General features: G+C 67.9%; 19 protein-coding genes. 9 read left to right on the forward strand and 10 right to left on the reverse strand.

Going from position 1 to position 19,145, the window contains the following annotated elements; all coding sequences use genetic code 11:
- Positions 1 to 8: 8 nt before the first annotated feature.
- Positions 9 to 326: a hypothetical protein gene (locus AC3WUM_RS10590; RefSeq protein WP_492410249.1), complete on the reverse strand. Its 318-nt coding sequence runs from the start codon at positions 324 to 326 to the stop codon at positions 9 to 11.
- Between the two features lie 124 nt (positions 327 to 450).
- Between AC3WUM_RS10590 and AC3WUM_RS10595 the strand changes: the two genes are divergently transcribed.
- The 3 genes from AC3WUM_RS10595 to AC3WUM_RS10605 are packed head-to-tail and all read left to right on the forward strand — an operon-like array spanning position 451 to position 1,864.
- Positions 451 to 765 carry a putative signal transducing protein gene (locus AC3WUM_RS10595; protein ID WP_492410250.1) on the forward strand — a complete coding sequence of 105 codons (315 nt, stop codon included), beginning with the start codon at positions 451 to 453 and terminating at the stop codon, positions 763 to 765.
- An 8-nt stretch (positions 766 to 773) separates the two neighbouring features.
- Positions 774 to 1,238: a tRNA (cytidine(34)-2'-O)-methyltransferase gene (locus tag AC3WUM_RS10600; RefSeq protein WP_492410251.1), complete on the forward strand. Its 465-nt coding sequence runs from the start codon at positions 774 to 776 to the stop codon at positions 1,236 to 1,238.
- Positions 1,235 to 1,864, forward strand: a complete 630-nt coding sequence (locus AC3WUM_RS10605) for a hypothetical protein (protein WP_492410252.1) — start codon at positions 1,235 to 1,237, stop codon at positions 1,862 to 1,864. Before AC3WUM_RS10600 ends, AC3WUM_RS10605 begins: the two co-directional genes overlap by 4 nt.
- Before the next feature lie 21 nt (positions 1,865 to 1,885).
- On the opposite strand, the gene AC3WUM_RS10610 is transcribed toward AC3WUM_RS10605, so the two are convergent.
- Complete coding sequence (locus tag AC3WUM_RS10610; RefSeq protein ID WP_492410253.1) at positions 1,886 to 3,727, reverse strand: ABC transporter ATP-binding protein; 1,842 nt, start codon at positions 3,725 to 3,727, stop codon at positions 1,886 to 1,888.
- 121 nt (positions 3,728 to 3,848) lie between these two features.
- On the opposite strand from AC3WUM_RS10610, the gene AC3WUM_RS10615 reads away from it, so the two are divergent.
- Positions 3,849 to 4,547 carry an extensin-like domain-containing protein gene (locus tag AC3WUM_RS10615; RefSeq protein WP_492410255.1) on the forward strand — a complete coding sequence of 233 codons (699 nt, stop codon included), beginning with the start codon at positions 3,849 to 3,851 and terminating at the stop codon, positions 4,545 to 4,547.
- A 28-nt stretch (positions 4,548 to 4,575) separates the two neighbouring features.
- Here the strand turns inward: AC3WUM_RS10615 and AC3WUM_RS10620 are convergent, their stop codons facing one another.
- The 4 genes from AC3WUM_RS10620 to AC3WUM_RS10635 form a co-directional block, all read right to left on the reverse strand.
- Positions 4,576 to 5,574 carry an NAD(P)H-dependent glycerol-3-phosphate dehydrogenase gene (locus AC3WUM_RS10620; protein ID WP_492410256.1) on the reverse strand — a complete coding sequence of 333 codons (999 nt, stop codon included), beginning with the start codon at positions 5,572 to 5,574 and terminating at the stop codon, positions 4,576 to 4,578.
- A 19-nt stretch (positions 5,575 to 5,593) separates the two neighbouring features.
- The gene (gene secB / locus AC3WUM_RS10625) at positions 5,594 to 6,124 is read right to left on the reverse strand and encodes a protein-export chaperone SecB (protein WP_492410257.1); all 531 of its coding nucleotides are present in this window, start codon (positions 6,122 to 6,124) and stop codon (positions 5,594 to 5,596) included.
- Between the two features lie 129 nt (positions 6,125 to 6,253).
- Positions 6,254 to 6,508, reverse strand: a complete 255-nt coding sequence (gene grxC, locus AC3WUM_RS10630; protein ID WP_411887525.1) for a glutaredoxin 3 — start codon at positions 6,506 to 6,508, stop codon at positions 6,254 to 6,256.
- Positions 6,509 to 6,528: 20 nt separating this feature from the next.
- Entirely contained in the window at positions 6,529 to 6,954 is a 426-nt protein-coding gene (locus AC3WUM_RS10635; protein WP_492410258.1) for a rhodanese-like domain-containing protein, read from the reverse strand.
- A 50-nt stretch (positions 6,955 to 7,004) separates the two neighbouring features.
- On the opposite strand from AC3WUM_RS10635, the gene AC3WUM_RS10640 reads away from it, so the two are divergent.
- The gene (locus AC3WUM_RS10640) at positions 7,005 to 8,216 is read left to right on the forward strand and encodes a murein hydrolase activator EnvC family protein (protein WP_492410260.1); all 1,212 of its coding nucleotides are present in this window, start codon (positions 7,005 to 7,007) and stop codon (positions 8,214 to 8,216) included.
- An 18-nt stretch (positions 8,217 to 8,234) separates the two neighbouring features.
- Here the strand turns inward: AC3WUM_RS10640 and AC3WUM_RS10645 are convergent, their stop codons facing one another.
- The 3 genes from AC3WUM_RS10645 to plsB all read right to left on the reverse strand — a co-directional run bounded on the left by AC3WUM_RS10645 (position 8,235) and on the right by plsB (position 11,961).
- Positions 8,235 to 8,456, reverse strand: a complete 222-nt coding sequence (locus AC3WUM_RS10645) for a hypothetical protein (RefSeq protein WP_492410262.1) — start codon at positions 8,454 to 8,456, stop codon at positions 8,235 to 8,237.
- Positions 8,457 to 8,609: 153 nt separating this feature from the next.
- Positions 8,610 to 9,344 carry a BamJ family beta-barrel-assembly machinery protein gene (gene bamJ / locus AC3WUM_RS10650; RefSeq protein ID WP_492410264.1) on the reverse strand — a complete coding sequence of 245 codons (735 nt, stop codon included), beginning with the start codon at positions 9,342 to 9,344 and terminating at the stop codon, positions 8,610 to 8,612.
- A gap of 127 nt (positions 9,345 to 9,471) precedes the next feature.
- Positions 9,472 to 11,961, reverse strand: coding sequence for a glycerol-3-phosphate 1-O-acyltransferase PlsB (gene plsB, locus AC3WUM_RS10655; protein ID WP_492410265.1), 2,490 nt, complete (start codon positions 11,959 to 11,961; stop codon positions 9,472 to 9,474).
- 111 nt (positions 11,962 to 12,072) lie between these two features.
- Here plsB and AC3WUM_RS10660 point away from each other — a divergent pair, with 111 nt between their 5' ends.
- From AC3WUM_RS10660 to AC3WUM_RS10675, 4 genes are all read left to right on the forward strand, one after another.
- Positions 12,073 to 12,573, forward strand: coding sequence for a DUF4112 domain-containing protein (locus AC3WUM_RS10660; protein WP_492410266.1), 501 nt, complete (start codon positions 12,073 to 12,075; stop codon positions 12,571 to 12,573).
- A gap of 105 nt (positions 12,574 to 12,678) precedes the next feature.
- Entirely contained in the window at positions 12,679 to 14,169 is a 1,491-nt protein-coding gene (locus tag AC3WUM_RS10665) for a peptide MFS transporter (RefSeq protein ID WP_492410267.1), read from the forward strand.
- 35 nt (positions 14,170 to 14,204) lie between these two features.
- A complete protein-coding gene (locus AC3WUM_RS10670) occupies positions 14,205 to 16,175 on the forward strand; it encodes a M2 family metallopeptidase (RefSeq protein ID WP_492410268.1) in 1,971 nt (656 codons plus the stop codon).
- Positions 16,176 to 16,345: 170 nt separating this feature from the next.
- Positions 16,346 to 18,196, forward strand: coding sequence for a DUF885 domain-containing protein (locus AC3WUM_RS10675; RefSeq protein WP_492410269.1), 1,851 nt, complete (start codon positions 16,346 to 16,348; stop codon positions 18,194 to 18,196).
- Here AC3WUM_RS10675 and AC3WUM_RS10680 read toward each other — a convergent pair.
- On the reverse strand, positions 18,159 to 19,139 hold the full coding sequence (locus AC3WUM_RS10680; RefSeq protein WP_492410270.1) for a DUF3187 family protein: 981 nt from the start codon (positions 19,137 to 19,139) through the stop codon (positions 18,159 to 18,161). The genes AC3WUM_RS10675 and AC3WUM_RS10680 overlap by 38 nt on opposite strands.
- Positions 19,140 to 19,145 lie beyond the last annotated feature (6 nt).

Below are 19,145 nucleotides of genomic sequence, written 5' to 3' on the forward strand. Positions count from 1 at the left end.
AAGCTTTCCTACTGTTCCATCACTCCGAGCGGACGATCGAAGGTGTAGCGCGCCGGTTCGACGACGAGCTTGTTCGCCGCCGCGACCGGGGCGTCGCGCTGCACGAGCACGAGCGGCAGGCTCAGGATGAACAGGCCCGAACCGAGCACCGTCGCGACGAGGCTGATCGGGCGCACGACGATCAGATCGAAAGCCATCGCGCCGGCCGACGGCGAGTTGTCGAGGCTGTCGTTGTACGGGCTGCTGGAATCGGACTGCGCGCTGGCGCTGCCGACGACGAGCGCCGCGGCGACCAGCGCGGAGGTGATCAGCGAGAAGGATTTCATGTCGGAAAGCCTGGGCGAAAAGTGGTCGAGCCTAGGCGCCGCCGTTTTACAGTGTCAATTGCAGTGTCAATCGCAAGCACGACCGCGGCTTGACGCTCCGTCGCGCCGTGTCGATGCTCCGCGCATGCCCGCGCTCTATCTCGCCGCCGATCCCGTCGAAGCCCAGCTCGTGGCCGACTACCTCGCCCAGCACGAGATCGCAGTGCGCATCGACGGTGCGTTCCTGTGGGCCGCGCGCGGCGAACTGCCACTCGAATATCCGCGCCTGTACCTGCTCGACCCGGCCGACGAAACGCGGGCGCGCGCCCTGCTGCGCGAATACGAACGCCGTGCGCTGATCCACTCGATCTGGCGCTGTGGCTGCGGCCAGGACGTACCGCAGCATTTCGAGCTGTGCTGGAACTGCGGTCTCGACCGCCCCGCTTCAACTTCTTCCTGAATCGCCGAATGATCGACGTCGCGCTGTACCAGCCCGAAATTCCGCCGAACACCGGCAACGTCATGCGCCTGTGCGCGAACTCGGGCGCGCGCCTGCACCTGATCCAGCCGCTCGGCTTCGCGCTCGACGATGCGCGCATGCGCCGCGCCGGGCTCGACTACCGCGACCAGGCGACCATCGTGCTGCATGCCGATTTCGCCGCGTTCCGCGCTGCCATCGGCGATGCGCGCCTGCTCGCGCTGTCGACGCGCGGCAGCCGCCGTCACGACCAGATGCCGTACCGCGACGGCGACGTGCTGCTGTTCGGCCCCGAAACGCGCGGCCTGCCGCAGGCGCTGCTCGACGAACTCGGCCCGGACCGCTGCATCCGCCTGCCGATGCGGCCCGGTTCGCGCAGCCTGAACCTGTCGAACAGCGTCGCGATCACGGTGTACGAAGCCTGGCGCCAGCGCGGTTTCGACGGCGGGGAATGAGCGATGAGCTTGCTGCGATGAGTTTTCTGCTCAAGGGCGCGGGCGGCTTCGTCTTCGGCTTTGCCGTCATCTACGCGCTGTGGCGCCTGCTGCTCGCTCGGCGGCCGCTCGCGCTCGATGCACAGACCATCTGGCTCTACATGGGCCTGGCGTTTCCGATCTGCATCGTCAGCGAAGTGCTGATCGGCCGGCTGCACTTCGAGCTGTTCGGCGCGCAGCTCTGGCAGTACCGCGTCGCGCCGACGCACGGCGGCTACACCTCGCTCTACAACTTCGCGATCTGGCCCTTGTACGGCTGGCACGTGTATCTCGGCGAGCAGGCGCTGGCGCGCTGGAACCCGAGCGCCGGCCTGCGCCGCGCCGTGCTGCTGCTCAAGCACGCGAGCGCCGGGCCGCTGCTCGAAATCATCGCCAATCTCGGCATGCTCGCGATCCTGGGCCGCTATTACTTCTATTACCTGCCCGGCGACCTCTGGCACCTGACCTCGATCCAGGTGGTGCCGTACTACTTCGTGCTGTCGCTGCTGTTCTCGGCCTTCATCGCGCGCGTGCGGGATACGCAGCACAAAGTCGCGATCGGCTGCGCGGGCTACCTGGCCGGGCTCGCTTATCTGTTCCTGGCCTGAGCGTGGCGCCTGCTGGAAACGCTACTCCGTCGCGGTCGGCATGAAGCCGCCGACCTGGCGCTTCCACAGCCGCGCGTAGAGCCCGCCCGCTTCGAGCAGTTCGGCGTGCGTGCCGGTTTCGACGATGCGTCCCTGTTCGAGAATCACGAGCCGGTCGAGCCGCGCGATGGTCGACAACCGATGCGCGATCGCGATCACCGTCTTGCCCTGCATGAGCTCGTCGAGGCTGGCCTGGATCGCGGCTTCGACTTCGGAGTCGAGTGCCGAGGTGGCTTCGTCGAGCAGCAGGATCGGCGCGTTCTTGAGCAGCACGCGGGCGAGGGCGATGCGCTGGCGCTGGCCGCCCGAGAGCTTCACGCCGCGTTCGCCGACGTGTGCATCGAGTCCGCGCCGCCCTTCGCCGTCGACGAGCGTGTGCACGAAGCCATCGGCCTGCGCGCGGCGCAGCGCCTCGGCGATCGCCGCCTCGCTGGCGTCGGGCCGGCCGTAGAGCAGGTTGTCGCGAATCGAGCGATGCAGCAGCGAAGAATCCTGCGTGACCACGCCGATCTGCCGGCGCAGGCTCTGCTGGGTGACCGCGGCGATGTCCTGGCCGTCGATCAGGATGCGGCCGCCTTCGAGGTCGTGCAGGCGCAGCAGCAGGTTGCCGAGCGTGGTCTTGCCGGCGCCCGAAGGCCCGACCAGGCCGATGCGCTCGCCCGCGCGCACGCTCAGCGACAGGTCTTCGATCACGCCGCCGCGGCGACCGTAGTGGAAGCGGATGTCGTCGAAGCGGATTTCGCCGTGCTCGGCGCGCAGCGGCACCGCGTCGACGCGGTCGGCCACCTGCCGTGGCTGCGAGATCGCGCGCATGCCGTCGTGCACGGTGCCGATATTTTCGAAGATGCCGGTCACCGTCCACAGGATCCAGTCCGACATGTTGACGATGCGGATCACCAGGCCGGTGGCGAGCGCGATGTCGCCGGTGCTGACCAGGCCGCGGCTCCAGAGCCACAGCGCGAGCGCCGGCGTGCCGACGATCAGCAGGCCGCTGTGCACGGTCATCGCGACGTCCATCGTCGTCACCGTGCGCGTCATGCGCCGGGTGTCGTCGCGGAACTCGGCGATCGCCTCGCGCGCGTAGGCCTGCTCGCGCTCGGTGTGCGCGAACAGCTTGAGCGTGAGCGCGTTGGAATAGCCGTCGACCACGCGGCCGCCGAGCTTCGATCGCGATTCCGACGCCGCCGCCGAGCGCGCTTCGAGCCGTGGCACGAACACGCGCAGCAACAGCAGATAGCCCGCGACCCACAGCAGCAGCGGCATCAGCAGCCAGCCGTTGGCCTGCACGAACAACAGGCCCGCGAGGCTCACGTAGACCAGGATGTACCAGATCGCATCGACGATCTGCACCGTCGATTCGCGCAGCGCCGGAGCCGTCTGCAGGATGCGCGTGGCGATGCGTCCGGCGAAATCGTTCTGGAAGAACGACAGGCTCTGCTGCAGCACGTAGCGGTGCTGCTGCCAGAGCATGCGCGCGGTCAAGCCGGGCTCGATGGCCTGATGCACGAGCAGGTCGTGCAGGGCGTTGAACAGCGGGCGCAGCAGCAGCGCGGTCACCGCCATCGCCGCGAGCGCGCCGGCGTGCTCGTCGAAGAAGGCCTGCGGCGAGGCCGCTGCCTGGGTCCAGTCGATCAGCGTCGACAGGAAATCGAACAGCAGCACTTCGATCAGCGCGACCAGCAGGCCGAGCACGAGCAGGGCCGCGAGGATCGGCGCGATCGGGCGCAGGTAGTGCGCGTAGAAGGCGGCCAGCGTCTGCGGCGGCATCTCGTCGGAGCCGTCCGCGAACGGATCGACGAGGCGTTCGAACCAGCGAAAGATCATGTACGCATGATCGCCCGGACGGCCCGGTGCTGTCGCGATGACTCAGCTCGATGACTCAGTTCGATGAACGCGGCGGCGCTGGCGGCGGTCGCAGCGATGATCCTTTTCGTGCGGACATGCGATGCGTAAGCGCCGATGGTTCGGGCTGGCGATGGCGGTCACCGCCGCGGGCGCGCTCGCCTGGGCCTCGGCGGCGGGCGGGCTGCGCATTCCCGATCGCCACAATCCGTTCGCTCCGCTGCGCGTGGACGAGGCGCCGAACTGGCTCACCGCGTTCAAGCTGCGCCGGCTCGACCGCGACGACGCGCAATGCCGCGCGGTGCTCGCGCAGACCGCGCTGCGCTACACGCCGGTCGAGGATCGCGACACCGGCGCAGGCTGCGGCTTTCGCAACGCGGTGCGCATCGGCGCCACAAGTGCGCGCGTCGAGGCGTTCACGCTGTCTTGCCGCAGCGCGGTGGCCTTGTCGCTGTGGGAGCGGCACCGCCTGCAGCCGGCGGCGCAGCGTTACTACGGCTCGGCGGTCGCGCGCATCGAGCACTTCGGCAGCTACGCCTGTCGCGATATCGCCGGCCGCCAGGGAAGGCGCAGCCGGCACGCCACCGCCGATGCCTTCGATTTCGCCGGCGTGGTGCTCGCCAACGGACATCGCGTCCGCATCGCGGCGGACTGGAACGGCGAGGCCGCGGACGCGGCTTTCCTGCACGAGATTCGCGACGGCGCCTGCGAGGGTTTCAGCACGGTGCTGAGCCCGGACTACAACGCCGCGCATCGCGATCACCTGCATCTGGATCGTGGCGGCTTCGGCCTGTGCCGCTGAGGCGGCGGCGCCCGACGACTGCGCGCGACTACTGGTTCTCGGCCTTCGACGGTCGCGTCGCCAGGCTGCGCACCGCTTCGACCGGCGAAATCTCGCCGAGCAGCACGCGGCAGATCACGTCGGTGATCGGCATGCTGACGCCGTGGCGCTCGGCCAGGCGGCGCACTTCGGGAGCCACGCGCACGCCTTCGACGACTTGCTGGATCTCGGCCGTCGCTTCCGCCACGGTTTTGCCCTGGGCCAGCAGCAAACCCATGCGGCGGTTGCGCGACTGGTTGTCGGTGCAGGTCAGTACCAGATCGCCGAGGCCCGACAGGCCCATCAGCGTCTCGGGACGGCCGCCCGCGGCCTGGCCCAGGCGCATGATCTCGGCGAGCCCGCGCGTGATCAGCGCCGCGCGCGTGTTCGCGCCGAGGCCGAGGCCGTCGGCGATGCCGACCGCGATCGCGAGCACGTTCTTGACCGAGCCGCCGATCTCGACGCCGACGACATCGCTGGCCGTGTAGGCGCGAAAGCCGTCGCCGTGCAGGGCGTTGGCGATGCGCTCGGCGTAGGCGGTGTCGGTCGAGGCCACGGTGACCGCGGTCGGCAGGCCCAGGCCGAGTTCCTTGGCGAAGGTCGGGCCCGAGATGATCGCGAGCGGACGGGTGTCGCCGAGCTCCTCGGCGACCACTTCGTGCACGAGCTTGCCGCTGCCGGCCTCGATGCCCTTCATCGCGCAGGCGATGCCCTGGCCGGATTTGAGCATCGGCTCGATCTTGCGCAGGGTCTCGCGCAGCGCCTGGCTCGGCACGACGATGAGCACTTCCTCGGCCGAGGCCAGCACCGCGCCGAGGTCGGAACTCGCGCTCAGGCCGACCGGGAAATGCGCCTCGGGCAGGTAGCGCTCGTTGAGGCGGCGGCTTTCCATCTCGGCCAGCGCCTTGGCATCGCGTCCCCACAGGCAGACCGGGGTGCCCCGGCGCGCCAGCTGGATCGCCAGCGCGGTGCCGTAGGAACCGGCGCCGAGGACGGCGATGCTTTTCATCTGGCGGCCCGTCGGCGGCCTAGTGGCTGACCTGGACGTTGACGTTGGCGTCCGCCCCGGCCTGGCCGGCGGCCGCGGCGGCGCGCTGGCGGTTCACGTGCTCGAGGAACAGCGCCTCGAAGTTGATCGGCTGCAGCAGCAGCTGCGGGAATCCCGCCTTCTGCACGAAATCGGAGACCGCTTCGCGCGCGAACGGGAACAGCAGGCTCGGGCAGTAGCCGGCGAGAATCGCGGCGCGCTCGTTCTCGTTGGTGAAGCCGCGGACCACGAAGATGCCGGCCTGCTGCACCTCGACCAGGAAGGCGACGTCTTCGCCGAGCTTGGCGGTCACGGTGACCGTCAGCGTGAGGTTGAACTGGTCGTCGCCGAGCGGCTGCACCGCGGTGCCGACGTTGACGTCGACCTGCGGCTGCCAGGGGCGCGTGAAGACCTGCGGAGCCAGCGGCACTTCGACGGACGCATCCTTGACGTAGAACTTCTGCAGCGCGACCTGGCGGGCATCGGCCTGCGGCGCGTTGGTGGGGATGGCGTTGGGGGCGTCTGCGGCCATGAGGCAAAACTCCGGATTTCTGAAAGGCGAAGCGGGAAGGAAGAAAGCTTTTTTGTTCGGTCGCGGCTTCGGGCGCGGGCCGCAGTTTAAAGCGGAATCGTGACCGGCCTCGGACGGGCCGGGTCCGGGCTAGGCCGCCAGCAGCGGGTCGAGGCCGCCGGCGCGATCGAGCGCGGACAGGTCGTCGAAGCCGCCGACGTGGGTTTCGCCGATGAAGATCTGCGGCACGGTGCGGCGGCCCGAGAGGCGCATCATCTCCTGGCGCAGGGCGTCGTCGTGGTCCACGCGAATCTCCTCGTAGACCGCGCCCTTGCGTTCGAGCAGGCGCTTGGCCATCACGCAGTACGGGCAGTAGTCGGTGGAGTAGACGCGAATGCGGGCCATGATGATCTTCCTGCGCGCGCCTACTTGGCGGTCACCGGCATGCTCGCGCCGAGCCAGCCGTTGAAGCCGCCACGCAGCGGATATGCCTCGGCGTGGCCGAGCTTCTTGAGCTTTTCGGCCGCCTCGCCGCCGCCGCCGCCCATCATGTCGTAGAGCAGCACCGGACGGCTCTTGTCCTTGCCGATCTCGCTGGCGCGCGAGTCGAACTTGGCGAGCGGGATGTTGATGGCGTTGAGCAGGTGCGAGCGCTTGAAATCCGGCGCCGGACGCACGTCGACGATGATCGGCTCGCGGTCGTTGATGAGCCGGATCGCGTCCGGGATCGACAGGCGCTTGCCGCCCTTGAGGCTGCCGTGCACTTCGTTGGCGATGAACAGCACGAACACCAGGCCGAGCGCGGAAAACAGCAGCGGGTGATGGGAGGCGAATTCGAGGTACTGCTGCATGATCGGAGCGCGAAAGTGGACGCAGGGCGTCTATGATGCGGGCCAGAATTATGTCATCCAAGTCCCTCGATCAAAAGGCAAGCCTCGCCGAGCCGCCCAGCCGCCGCGTGTGCGCGGCGCTGCTGCTGGCCGGAATCTGGCTCGCCGCACCGGTCTCGATGGCCGCCCCGCAGGGCGACAAATCGATCAAGCAGAGCGAGGAGGACCTGCAGCGCGTCAAGGGCCGCATCGAGGCGATCAACCGCAAGATCCAGCGCGATCGTGGCGAAAAGGACGAGCTGGCCAAGGATCTCGAGGCGTCCGAGCGCAAGCTGTCGGACAGCCAGGCCCAGCTGCGCCGGGTGAGGCAGGAGATCGACGCGCAGAACGCGCGCATCCTCGATACGCAGACGCGCCAGTCCGAGGCCCGTTATCGGCTCGGCGAGCAGAAGGAGAGCCTGTCGCGCCAGCTGCGCGCCGCCTTCGTCATGGGCAGCCGCAGCCGCACCCAGCTCTGGCTCAGCCAGGAAGAGGTCTCGCGCACGGGCCGGGTGCTGACCGATTACGACTACCTGAGCAAGGCGCGCGCGCAGCAGATCGACGCGGTGCGCAGCGAGGTCGAGCAGATCGCGGCCTTGCAAGCGCAATTGATCGACGAGCGCTCGCGGCTCGAGGCGCTCGAGCTCGAGCAGGCGCAGGCGCTCGAATCGCTGCAGTCGAGCCGCAAGCAGCGTCAGGCCTCGATCGCCGCGATCGAACAGCGCATCACGAGCTCGCAGGGCGAGCTCAAGCAGGCGCAGGCCGACGAGGCCGCGCTCGATAAGCTGCTCAAGTCGCTGCGCGATGCGCTGTCGGACATTCCGATCGACCTCGAAGCCAGCGGCAAGCCGTTCGCCCAGCAGAAGGGCAGGCTGCCGCCGCCGGTCAAGGGACCGATCCTGGCCGACTACGGTTCGGCCAAGGCCGATGCGCGGCTGACCTGGAGCGGCCGCTGGATCGGGGCGCGCGAGGGCACGCCGGTGCGCGCGATCGCGCGCGGGCGCGTGGCCTACACGGGCTGGCTGCAGCGCTACGGGCAGATCCTGATCCTTGAGCACGACGGCGGCTTCTTCACGCTCTACGGCCACTGCGCGTCGGTGAGCCCGGGTGCCGGCGAATGGGTCGAGGTCGGACAGGTCATCGGCACCGCCGGCAACAGTGGCGGGCACGACAAGTCCGGCGTCTATCTCGAAATCCGCAAGGGCGCGACGGCGCTCAATCCGCGCGACTGGCTCGCCAAGTAAAGGCCCGGGGCTTCCGACTTACCCCGGTCGCAGCGCCTCGGGCCGCTTGCGTTCGAGCAGGCGCTCGCCCTCGGGCGTCAGCTCGGCGTGCAGGCCCGGCGCCACCATGCCCTTGTGGATCAGCGATTGCAGGGCCTCGCGGTTGTGGCGCGTGCGCTTGTTTTCGACCCGGGACTTGCGGATGCGCACGAGTTCGGCAATCTCGGCGTAGCTCAGCTCGGGCAATGGAGGCTCTTCCATGAGAACTCCGGAGCAAGGGTGGTGGTGAACGCAATCCAGCTTCGGACGCCACTGTGGGCGCCGAGTTCCCGGCGCGCAACCAGGCGCCTGCGGGCGCCGCAGACGAAAACGGCGACGGGGTCGCCGTCGCCGTTGGTGGAGCGTGCCGCCGACTTACTTCGACGGCGCGTCGTCCTTGGCCACTTCGATCAGCTCGACTTCGAAGATCAGCGTCTGGTTCGGGCCGATCTTCACGCCGGCACCGCGCTCGCCGTAGGCGAGGTCGGACGGAATGTAGAACTTGTACTTGGCGCCCGGTTTCATGAGCTGCACGCCTTCGGTCCAGCCCGGGATCACGTTGGCGAGCGGGAAGGTCACCGGCTGGCCGCGCGAGTAGGAGCTGTCGAACTCTTCGCCGTTCAGCAGCGTGCCCTTGTAGTGCACGGTGACCTTGTCGGCGGCGGTCGGCGGGGTGCCGGAGCCTTCGGTGATCACTTCGTACTGCAGGCCCGAGGCGGTGGTCTTCACGCCTTCCTTCTTGCCGTTCTCGGCGAGGAACTTGGCGCCTTCTTCCTTGGCCTTGGTGGCGGCTTCCTCGCGCTGCTTGACCTGCTCTTCCTGCATCACCTTGGAGACCTTGTTCTTGATCTCCTCGCGGGCGGCGTCGTCGAGCTTGGGCGTGGCGCCGCTGGTGACGTCGTTGAGGCCGGCTTCGAGCGCCTTGATGTCGACGTGCGACTGCACGGGCTTGAGCGAGTTGCCGAGGTCCACGCCGATGGCGTAGCCGAACTTCTGGGCGTCGGTGGTCAGTTCGCCCGAAGAGGCGGCGGCGCCGTCTTCCTTCTTGGCGCAGGCGAAGAGCAGGCTGGCGCAGGCGGCGACGGCGAGCAGGCGAAATGAGGAGTGCATGGGTTCTCTTGTTGGAAGTTGACGAGGCAAGGGATGGCAGACGGGCTAAGCCCAAAAATCGGCCGCAGATTACACACAAAGCCGGCGAGCGGGCCACCGCCCGTCCGCAGGCGGTGGCTGGAGAGGCTCAGACCGGGGCGACGGCCGGCGGTTCCGCGGGAGCCGCCTGCGGCCGTCCCGACAGCAGCTGCAGCAAGGTCTGCCGGGTCTCGTCGGACAGCAGTTCGAGCGAGCGTTCGGCGATCTTGTCGATGCGCGCGTCGACCGCGAGCTTGCGATCGCCGGTCTCGCTGACGATGCCGACGTCGATCAGGGTGTCGAGGTAGCCGCGGAACAGGGCCTTGTCGAAGAACTCGGGCGAATCGCGGCCGGTCAGCACGGCCATGCGTTCGGCCAGGCGGCGGCAATCTTCCTCGAAGCGTTCGCGCTGCAGCGGCAGCCGGCTCTTGCTCTCGTCGGCGAGCAGCAGCGTGGTCATGCAGTAGCGCTCTAGCGTTTCGCCCATCACGCGGCCGAGCATCGACAGCGTCGAGTAGGAAGACGTGTTGACGTCCGGACGCGCGAGCCGGCCGTCCTCGTTGCGCAGCAGCAGGCCCTGGCCGAGCATCACGTCGATGGTGTCGCGCGCGACCTGCTCGGCTTCGGCCGGCTCCCAGCGCAGGTAGAACTCGGTGCGCAGGAACGGATACAGCGCGCGGCAGCCGGTGATGACCGCGTCTTCGCTGAGCACGCCGCGCGTGCGGAACAGGTTGGCGACCAGGCTCGGCAGCGCGAACAGGTGCTGGACATTGTTGCGCGCGTAGGTCAGCAGTACCGCGTCGCGGTCGGCGACGTCGAGCAGATCGCCCCAGGGATGCGGCACTTCGGCGATGCGCGCGATCGGCGCCGCCCATTCGACGATGGCCTCGGGCGAGCGCTCGGGCACCACCAGGTTCTCGCTGTACGGCCGCGCTTCGAGCAGCTGCACGAGGTGCTGCAGCTGCGACAGCATGTCGGCCTTGCCGACCGCGCCCTTCGGGCTCGCGAGGATGGTGACGGCGGCCAGGCTCACGGGACTCGCGATCGCGGCCGCGTTGACGCGCCGGTGGTTGGCCAGCGCCAGCCGCGAGACGAAGTCGCGCCAGCCGGGCGGCAGCTCGTCGCCGGGCTTGCGCAGCGAGTCGCGCCAGTTCGGCAGGTGCTTGTCGGCGTATTCGCCGAGCGGAATCGGCTCGCCGAAGTTCAGGTACACGCGGCCGTAGGACTTGGTCAGCAGCTTGGCGCTCTTGACGAGCTCGCCGGCCGATTCCTTCTGCTTCTGCGCCCCACGCAGTTCCTTGAAGTAGCTGTTGAGCTCCCAGACCTTGTCGTAGCCGACGTAGACCGGAACGATGGCCACCTTGCGCGCCGACTGGCGCAGCGCCGATTCGATCACCATCCCGAGCAGACCGGCCTTCGGCGACAGTAGGCGACCGGTGCGGCTGCGACCGCCTTCGGGATAGAAGCTGATCGAATAGCCGCGCCCGATCAGCGAGTCGACATAGGCGCGGAACACCGCCGCGTAGAGCCGGTCGCTGCCGAAGCTGCGGCGCATGTAGAACGCGCCGCCACGACGCAGGATCGGGCCGGCCGGCCAGAAATTGAGATTGATGCCGGCCGCGATGTGCGGCGGCACGATGCCCGCGCGATACAGCACGTAGCTCAGCAGCAGGTAGTCCGCGTGGCTGCGGTGCGAGGGCAGGTAGATGATTTCGTGGCCCTGCGCCCACTGGCGCAGACGCTCGAGCCCGAACACCTGCACGCCGCGGAAGATGCGGTTCCAGATCAGCTCGAGCAGGCGCTCGAGGAAGCGTACCGTGGTCGCCGAATAGTTGGCCGCGATCTCCTCGGCGTACTTGCGCGCCTTTTCGTTGGCCTGGGCCTCGGTGAGCTTGCCGCGCCGCGATTCGGCCAGGATCTCGCTGCGCACGCGCGGCGAATTGAGCAGCTGGTGCAGCACCACCTCGCGGTTCTGCAGCGTGGGCCCGAGCGCCGCGGTGCGCGCGTGCAGGAAGTAGATGTGGAACAGGCGGCCGAGCTTGCGGATCGCGAACTCGGGCGACTTCTCCTTGGACACGAACTCGCGAAAGCCCAGCGGCAGGCCGAAGTTCGCGTACACGTTGCGGCCGTTGACCATCATGATGATGAGCTTGCGGACCATGCCGGCCTGCACGCTGTCGGCGAAGATCAGCTTCCAGAGCGAGGTCTCCGAGCCCGGGTCGCGGCCCCAGAACACCGACACCGGGACCACCTGGCAGTCGAAGGCGGCATCGGCCGCGGCACGCTGCACGACATCGGTCAGCGCGGTATCGCGGATGCGCGTTTCGAGCAGCGCGGGCAGGTACAGCACGCCGGCCTGGTCGAGCGTCGGCAGCGCGGTGCCCGAGCGGCCCGGGCGCGGCAGGCCGTTGTCGCGGCAGATGCGTTCGAGCAGGAACAGGTCACCCCATGAGCGTGTCGGCAGCAGGTAGACCACCGGCCGGGTCCGGTCCAGCTTGAGCTGCTGGGCCAGTTCGGTAGGCGTGGTGCGATAGCGGATCAGCCGGTTCAAGGGCTGAAACAGCCACCAGGCGATCCAGTAGAAGACCAGTGTGAACACGTTCGGGAGGGGCGCGAGCCGGGCAGCGGAACGGCCAGTTTAAGGGCAATCGATGACAAAGGGCCCGCCGGACAGCCTCGGCTCATCGGCCGCGCGTGGATAATGCGGCGCATGAGCCCCGCCACCGACACCCGCTTCGACCACGATCACCAACGGCGCATCGCCAGCGCCCGGACGCGCGTCGGCCGCATCGCCAGGCTGCTCGATGGCCTGGTGAGCATCCCGGGCACGCGCATCCGCTTCGGTCTCGACGCGCTGCTCGGGCTGATCCCGGGCATCGGCGACATCGCGGGCCTGCTGCTCGGCAGCAGCATCCTGTTCGAAAGCGTACGCGTCGGCGCTCCGCGCGGGCTGATCGCCCGCATGCTCGGCAACATGGTCGTCGATACCGTGGGCGGCTCGGTGCCGCTGGTCGGTGATCTGTTCGACGTGGCGTTCCGCTCGCATGCGCGAAACGCCCGGCTGCTGCTCGACCACCTCGACGCGCAGTCCGGCGCGGCTGCGCCGAAGCGTCACGGCAAGCTCATGCTGGCCGGCCTGATGCTGGCCCTGCTGCTGATGCTGGGCCTCGTCTGCGTGGGCCTCTACGCCGTCATCACCCGCCTGTTCTGAGTCGCGGGAACGGATAGGCGCAAGCTTCGCCTGAGAAAGCCCCCGGATTGACGGGCTTCGCGCTTTGCGGGCAAGGTCGGGGCGCTCCCCCACCGTCCTTCTTCGATGACCCTAGCGCCTGCGGCCCGCCATCCTCGCGGCCTGACGACCCTGTTTCTGACCGAAATGTGGGAGCGCTTTTCGTACTACGGCATGCGCGCGATCCTCGTGCTCGCGATGGTCGCGGCGGTGGAAGGGCGCAATCCGGGGCTCGGGCTCAGCAAGGACGTCGCCGCCGCGGTCTACGGGCTCTACACGACGGGCGTCTACCTAGCCTCGCTGCCGGGCGGCTGGATCGCCGATCGCCTGCTCGGCCTGCGCGACGCGGTGTTCTACGGCGGCTGCCTGATCGCCTTCGGCCACTTCACGATGGCGCTGCCGGGCAACGCGAGCTTCTTCATCGGCCTGATCTTCATCGCGCTAGGCACCGGCCTGCTCAAACCGAACATCTCGGCGATGGTCGGCGAGCTCTACCCCGAAGGCGGCGCGCGGCGCGATGCGGGCTTCTCGATCTTCTACATGAGCATCAACATCGGCTCGTTCTTCGGCCAGATCCTCTGCGGCTATCTCGGCGAGAACGTGGGCTGGCATTACGGCTTCGGCGCGGCGGGCGTGTTCATGAGCTTGGGTCTGGTGCTCTACAAGCTCACCGGCGAGCGGCTCGGCGACATCGGCCTGCAGCCGTCGACGAGCGGTGATGCGGCGCTCGATGCGCGCCGCCGGCGCCAGGGCTGGGGCTTCGTCGCGGCCGGCCTCGGCGTGATCGCGGCGGTGGCGCTGGCCGCCATCGCCGGTGTGCTGCTGATCGACCCGATCGCCATCTCGACCGCCACCGGCGTGCTGATCGTGATCGTCGCCGCGATCTACTTCGGCTCGGTGCTGCTGTTCGGCGGGCTCGACGCCACCGAGCGCAAGCGTGTGCTCGCGATCATCGTGCTGTTCGCGGGCAACGCGGTGTTCTTCAGCGGCTTCGAGCAGGCGGGCTCGTCGTTCAACCTGTTCGCCAAGGACTACACCGATCGCGTGGTGCTGGGCTGGGAAGTGCCGGCCTCGTGGCTGCAGTCGATCAACCCGATGTTCGTGATCCTGCTCGCCCCGTTCTTCGCCGCGCTGTGGGTCAACCTCGGCCGGCGCAACCTGAACCCGTCGGTGCCGGTGAAGTTCGGCCTCGGCCTGGTGCAGGTGTCGCTCGGTTTCCTGGTGCTGTTCTTCGCCTCGCAGTACGTGGTCGCCGGCGAGAAAGTCGCGCCGACCTGGCTGCTGCTGACCTATCTGTTCCACACCACCGGCGAGCTCTGCCTGTCGCCGGTGGGCCTGTCCGCCGTGACCAAGCTCGCCCCGCGCCGCTACGTCGGCCAGATGATGGGCACCTGGTTCATGGCGACTTCGCTCGGTCACCTGATCGCAGGCCTGCTGGCCGGGCATCTCGCCGACGACAGCAATGTCGCCGCGGTGCCCGACCGCTTCCTGTTCGTCTTCATGACCACCGTCGGCGCCGGCCTGCTGATGCTGCTGGTGTCCAAGCCGGTCAGCCGCCTGATGGGTGACGTGCGCTGACGCCTCGACGACGCCCGACTCAAGGATTCCCCAACATGCCCGCAATCACGCCATCGAAGCTTTCCGCCCTGGCCCTGGCGACGTTCGCGCTGTCCGCCTGCAAGCCGAATCCGCAACCGGCCTCGCCGCCGGCGCCCGAAGTGCAGAAGGCGATCGGCGCGGCCGACGCCGACAAGTTCATCCTCGACATCAACGAGTGGCGCACCAAGAACAATCCGCGCCTGGGCGCCGCCTACTGGGTCGCCGCCACCTACATCACCGACGACTCGCAGATGCTGGCCGCGCAGGCCACCGAGGAGAATCTCGAGTACGTGACGCGCAAGGTTGACGAGGCCAAGCGCTACAACGGCCTGACCGGGCTTTCGCCGGCGACCGATCGCGCGCTCATGCTCGTCAAGCTCGGCTCGACCATGCCGGCGCCCAACGACGCGACCAAGCGCGAGGAACTCGCCAAGATCGCCGCCTCGATGGAAGCCAACTACGGCTCGGGGAAGTGGTGCCATCCGGGCGCCTCGGGCCAGCAGGAATGCCTGCGCCTGCAGGAGATCGAGAAGATCATCGACAACGTCGAGCTCAAGAACAGCCCGCAGCAGATGGCCGAGGCCTGGGCCGGCTGGCATGCGACCGCCAAGCCGATCCGCAAGGATTACCAGCGCTTCGTCGAGCTCATGAACGAAGGCTCCAAGGAAATCGGCTACGCCAACACCGGCGAGCTCTGGCGCGGCGGCTACGACATGAGCCCGGCCGATTTCGACCAGGACGTCGAGCGCCTGTGGGGCCAGGTCAAGCCGCTCTACGAGCAGCTGCACTGCGCGGTGCGCGGCAGGCTCAACGCGAAGTACGGCGATGCCGTGGTGCCCAAGGACGGCCTGATCCCGGCGCAGCTGCTCGGCAACATGTGGGCCCAGCAGTGGGCCAACCTCTATCCGCTCATGGAGCCGTACAAGGGCGTCAGCAGCCTCGACGTATCGGCCAGCCTGCGCAAGCTGCGCGACGCCGAGTTCGACAAGCTCAAGGCCGCGAACAAAGGCAAGCTCGACGAAAAGCAGGTCGCCGAGCTGCAGCACCAGGCCGACACCGCGATGGCGGTGAAGATGACCAAGATCGCCGAGGACTTCTACACCTCGCTCGGCATGCCCAAGCTGCCCGAGACCTTCTGGACCAAGTCGCTGCTCGTGCAGCCGCGTGACCGCGACGTGGTCTGCCACGCGAGCGCCTGGGATCTCGACCTGTCGCACGACGACGTGCGCATCAAGATGTGCATCGAGCCGACCGAGGAGATGCTCACGACGATCCATCACGAGCTCGGCCACATCTACTACTACCTCGCGTACAAGGACCAGCCTTCGCTGTTCCAGTCCGGCGCGCACGACGGCTTCCACGAGGCCATCGGCGACACCATCACGCTGTCGCTGACGCCCAAGCATTTGCAGACCATCGGCCTGATCACCGACGCCAAGACCGACGAGCGCGCGGTCATCAACAACCAGATGAAGCTCGCGCTCGACAAGATCACCTTCCTGCCCTGGGGCAAGCTGGTCGACCAGTGGCGCTGGAAGGTGTTCTCGGGCGAGATCGCGCCCGAGCAGTACAACGCCGGCTGGTGGAAGCTGCGCGCGGCCTACCAGGGCGTGGCGCCGCCGTTGGCCCGCACCGAGGAGGACTTCGACCCGGGCGCCAAGTATCACGTCGCCGGCAACACGCCGTACACGCGCTACTTCCTGGCCTTCGTTTTGCAGTTCCAGTTCCAGAAGGCCTTGTGCGATGCTTCGGGTTTCAAGGGACCGCTGTACGAGTGCGACATCTACGGCAATGCCGAGGCCGGCGCCCGCTTCACCGCGATGCTGAGCCAGGGCCAGAGTCATCCGTGGCAGGACACGCTCGAAAAGCTGACCGGCACGCGGCAGATGGATGCCTCGGCGCTCATCGAGTACTTCTCGCCGCTCATGAAGTACCTCGAAGAACAGAATCAGGGTAAGAGCTGCGGCTGGGCCGGCGAGGCCTGAGGCGCCGCCGCGGATCAGCCGGGATGTGCAGGAATTATTGGGGCAAGGGAGCCAACGGCTAGGGATGGCCATCAACGAGTGCCGCAGGGACGCGGCACAATCAGGGAGCTCGGGGCGGCGTCAGCCGCCCTCCTTTTTTGAGCTGCCCGATTCGGGAATCGCGGATAACGATGAAGAATTTGTTGAAGTGGACGGCGCTGGGCCTGCTGGCCCTGGTGGTCGTCGTCGGCGTGCTCGCGGCCCATAGCTGGTGGTTCAAGCCGCTGCGCTTCGGCTGGTTTCTCGATCGCACGCTGCTGCAGCACACGCTCGACGATCCCGAGCTGCTGACCCAGCTGCGCCTGTTCGAGCCGCTCGGCATCGACGGCCACAATGCCCGGCTCACCGACGTGTCGGTCAAGCATCTCGAAGCCGTCGCCCAGCAATGGCAGGCCGACCTCGACACCCTGCATCGCTACGACCGCAGCAAGCTGTCGCCGGCCGACCAGCTCGCCTACGACGTGATCGGCTGGTACATCGGCGATCAAGTCGAGCGCAGCCGCTGGCAGTACCACGATTTTCCGGTGAACCCGCTGTTCGGCGTGCAATCCGAGCTGCCGACGATGATGGCGACGCAGCAGTCGGTCGCCAGCGAGCACGAGGCCGTGCAGTATCTCGCGCGCCTTTCCCTGTTCGGCGAAAAGTTCGGCCAGGTGCTCGAAGGCCTGCGCCTGCGCGAGGAGCGCGGCATCCTGCCGCCGAGTTTCGTGGTCGAGAAATCGCTCGCGCAGATGCGCGGCTTCGTCGCCGTGCCGCCCGAGCAGAACCTGCTCTACACCGCGTTCGCGGACAAGCTCGGCAAGATCGAAAAGCTGTCGCAGCCGCAGCGTGACGAGCTGCTGGGCCAGGCGCGCGAGCGCATCGACAGCATCGTCTACCCGGCCTACGACCGGCTGATCGCCTATTTCGAACGCCTGCAGCCCAAGGCCACGCGCAACGATGGCGCCTGGTCGCTGCCCGACGGCGACGCCTATTACGCCTGGGCGGTGCGCTCGAACACCACCACCGACCTGTCGCCCGAAGACCTGCACAAGCTCGGCCTGGCCGAAGTGGCCCGCATCGAGGCCGAGATGGACGCGCTGCTGCGCAGCGAGGGCTACGTCGACGGCAGCGTCGGCGCACGCATGATCGCGCTAGGCAAGGAGCCGGGCTTCCTGTACGCCAACAGCGATCTGGGCCGCGAAGACTGCATCAAGGACTTCACGCGCATCATCGAGGAGATGCAGCAGGGCCTGCCGCAGATGTTCAACCGCGTGCCGAAGGCGCGCGTCGTCGTCCAGCGCGTGCCCGAGTTCAAGCAGGCCAGCAGCCCGCAGGCCTATTACGATCCGCCGCCGCTCGATGGCTCGCGCCCGGGCACCTTCTGGATCAACCTGCGCGATATCGCCGAGATCAAGAAGTTCTCGATGCGCACGCTCGCGTATCACGAGGCGGTGCCCGGGCATCACTACCAGCTCGCGGTCGCACGCGAACTCAAGGACGTGTCGCTGGTGCAGCGCGTGCTGCCGTTCACCGCGTATTCCGAAGGCTGGGCGCTCTACGCCGAGCGGCTCGCCAGGGAGATGGGCTACGAGAAGAATCCGTTCGACGATCTCGGCCGCCTGCGCGACGAGCAGTTCCGCGCCGTGCGCCTGGTCGTCGACACCGGCCTGCACTACAAGCACTGGTCCCGCGAGCAGGCGATCGCCTACATGATCGACAAGACCGGCATGCCCGAGAACGACGTGACCGCCGAGGTGGAGCGCTACCTCGTGATGCCGGGCCAGGCGCTGGCCTACAAGACCGGCATGCTCAAGATCCTGGAGCTGCGCTCACGTGCGGAAGCGGCGCTCGGCGAGCGCTTCGACCTCAAGGCCTTCCACGATCAGGTGCTGCTCGCCGGCGCGCTGCCGCTGCAGGTGCTCGATGCGCGCGTGCAGGCTTGGATCGATGCGCAGAAGGGGATCAGAACGAGCGCCAGTTCAGTGCCAGGTGGAAGCTGAAATCCGGCGATGAGCTCGTGATGAGGTCCTCCTGGAAACCGACGTCGATGCCGAAGTCGCGCGCGACGTCGTAGCGCAGGCCCAGGGTCAGCTGCAGGGCCTCGCGGAACGGGTCGAGGGCCGAATCGCCGTAGAGCTTGCCGTGGGCATAGAGCTGGCCGAGCAGCGACCAGTGCTCGGCGAAGCGCGCGGCGAGACCGGCGCCGCCGAAAGGCACGACGCTGTTCTGCTGATCGGCGATCACCTCGGACTCGTCGTTGATCGACACGCCGGCCGAAACCCAGCCGCTCAGGAAGAAACCCGGATCGAACGGCAGCGCCCAGTCGGCCCACAGCGCGCCGCCGGTATTGCCTCCGGCCAGGTGCGCATCGTCGCCGCTCGGCAGCTTGAACTCGGTGCGTACCGCGAGCGAGTCGAGCGCCTGCCAGCCGAAGCCCAGGCGCACATCGCCGAGGTCGGCTCCGCTGCGCGTGTTGCGGAACACGGGTTGGCCGTCGCGCGTGTACTCGTAGAGATAGCGATCCTTCGGCGCGAGTTCGCGGCCGCCGTTGGGCAGGCCGAAGAAGTCGTGCCAGTTCTCGATCGGGTCGTCCATGAAGCCGCCGCTCTGATAGAGCACCGGCACTTCGAGCGTGAGTTCGAGATTCCAGCCCAGGCCCTTGCGGAACGCGAAGGTCAGCAGATTGCTCTCGCCGTCGAGCACCACCGTCTCGTTGCCGTTGCCGCTCGCGTGGTACTCGGTGGTGAGGTCGTAGCGCAGCGAACCGCGGGTGTCGCCCAGCGGCAGCACGCCGGTCTCGCCGATCACGGGCAGTTCGAAGGCGCGGGCCAGCGCGCCCTGGTTGTAGACCGCGAGCGGACGTTCCGCAGCCCGGACCTGGCCGGCCGCAGCAGCCGAGGCGAGCAGGACCAGCAGGCCGATCTGTGATGAAAGATTATTCAATGGAAT

It is taken from the genome of Hydrocarboniphaga sp. FW305-C-57 (assembly GCF_058783045.1).

Excerpts from the sequence above, each read along its gene's own strand:
- AC3WUM_RS10590 (WP_492410249.1), bottom strand. The coding sequence starts at position 326 with ATGAAATCCTTCTCGCTGATCACCTCCGCGCTGGTCGCCGCGGCGCTC.
- AC3WUM_RS10595 (WP_492410250.1), top strand. The coding sequence starts at position 451 with ATGCCCGCGCTCTATCTCGCCGCCGATCCCGTCGAAGCCCAGCTCGTG.
- AC3WUM_RS10600 (WP_492410251.1), top strand. The coding sequence starts at position 774 with ATGATCGACGTCGCGCTGTACCAGCCCGAAATTCCGCCGAACACCGGC.
- AC3WUM_RS10605 (WP_492410252.1), top strand. The coding sequence starts at position 1,235 with ATGAGCGATGAGCTTGCTGCGATGAGTTTTCTGCTCAAGGGCGCGGGC.
- AC3WUM_RS10610 (WP_492410253.1), bottom strand. The coding sequence starts at position 3,727 with ATGATCTTTCGCTGGTTCGAACGCCTCGTCGATCCGTTCGCGGACGGC.
- AC3WUM_RS10615 (WP_492410255.1), top strand. The coding sequence starts at position 3,849 with ATGCGTAAGCGCCGATGGTTCGGGCTGGCGATGGCGGTCACCGCCGCG.
- AC3WUM_RS10620 (WP_492410256.1), bottom strand. The coding sequence starts at position 5,574 with ATGAAAAGCATCGCCGTCCTCGGCGCCGGTTCCTACGGCACCGCGCTG.
- secB (WP_492410257.1), bottom strand. The coding sequence starts at position 6,124 with ATGGCCGCAGACGCCCCCAACGCCATCCCCACCAACGCGCCGCAGGCC.
- grxC (WP_411887525.1), bottom strand. The coding sequence starts at position 6,508 with ATGGCCCGCATTCGCGTCTACTCCACCGACTACTGCCCGTACTGCGTG.
- AC3WUM_RS10635 (WP_492410258.1), bottom strand. The coding sequence starts at position 6,954 with ATGCAGCAGTACCTCGAATTCGCCTCCCATCACCCGCTGCTGTTTTCC.
- AC3WUM_RS10640 (WP_492410260.1), top strand. The coding sequence starts at position 7,005 with ATGTCATCCAAGTCCCTCGATCAAAAGGCAAGCCTCGCCGAGCCGCCC.
- AC3WUM_RS10645 (WP_492410262.1), bottom strand. The coding sequence starts at position 8,456 with ATGGAAGAGCCTCCATTGCCCGAGCTGAGCTACGCCGAGATTGCCGAA.
- bamJ (WP_492410264.1), bottom strand. The coding sequence starts at position 9,344 with ATGCACTCCTCATTTCGCCTGCTCGCCGTCGCCGCCTGCGCCAGCCTG.
- AC3WUM_RS10660 (WP_492410266.1), top strand. The coding sequence starts at position 12,073 with ATGAGCCCCGCCACCGACACCCGCTTCGACCACGATCACCAACGGCGC.
- AC3WUM_RS10665 (WP_492410267.1), top strand. The coding sequence starts at position 12,679 with ATGACCCTAGCGCCTGCGGCCCGCCATCCTCGCGGCCTGACGACCCTG.
- AC3WUM_RS10670 (WP_492410268.1), top strand. The coding sequence starts at position 14,205 with ATGCCCGCAATCACGCCATCGAAGCTTTCCGCCCTGGCCCTGGCGACG.
- AC3WUM_RS10675 (WP_492410269.1), top strand. The coding sequence starts at position 16,346 with ATGAAGAATTTGTTGAAGTGGACGGCGCTGGGCCTGCTGGCCCTGGTG.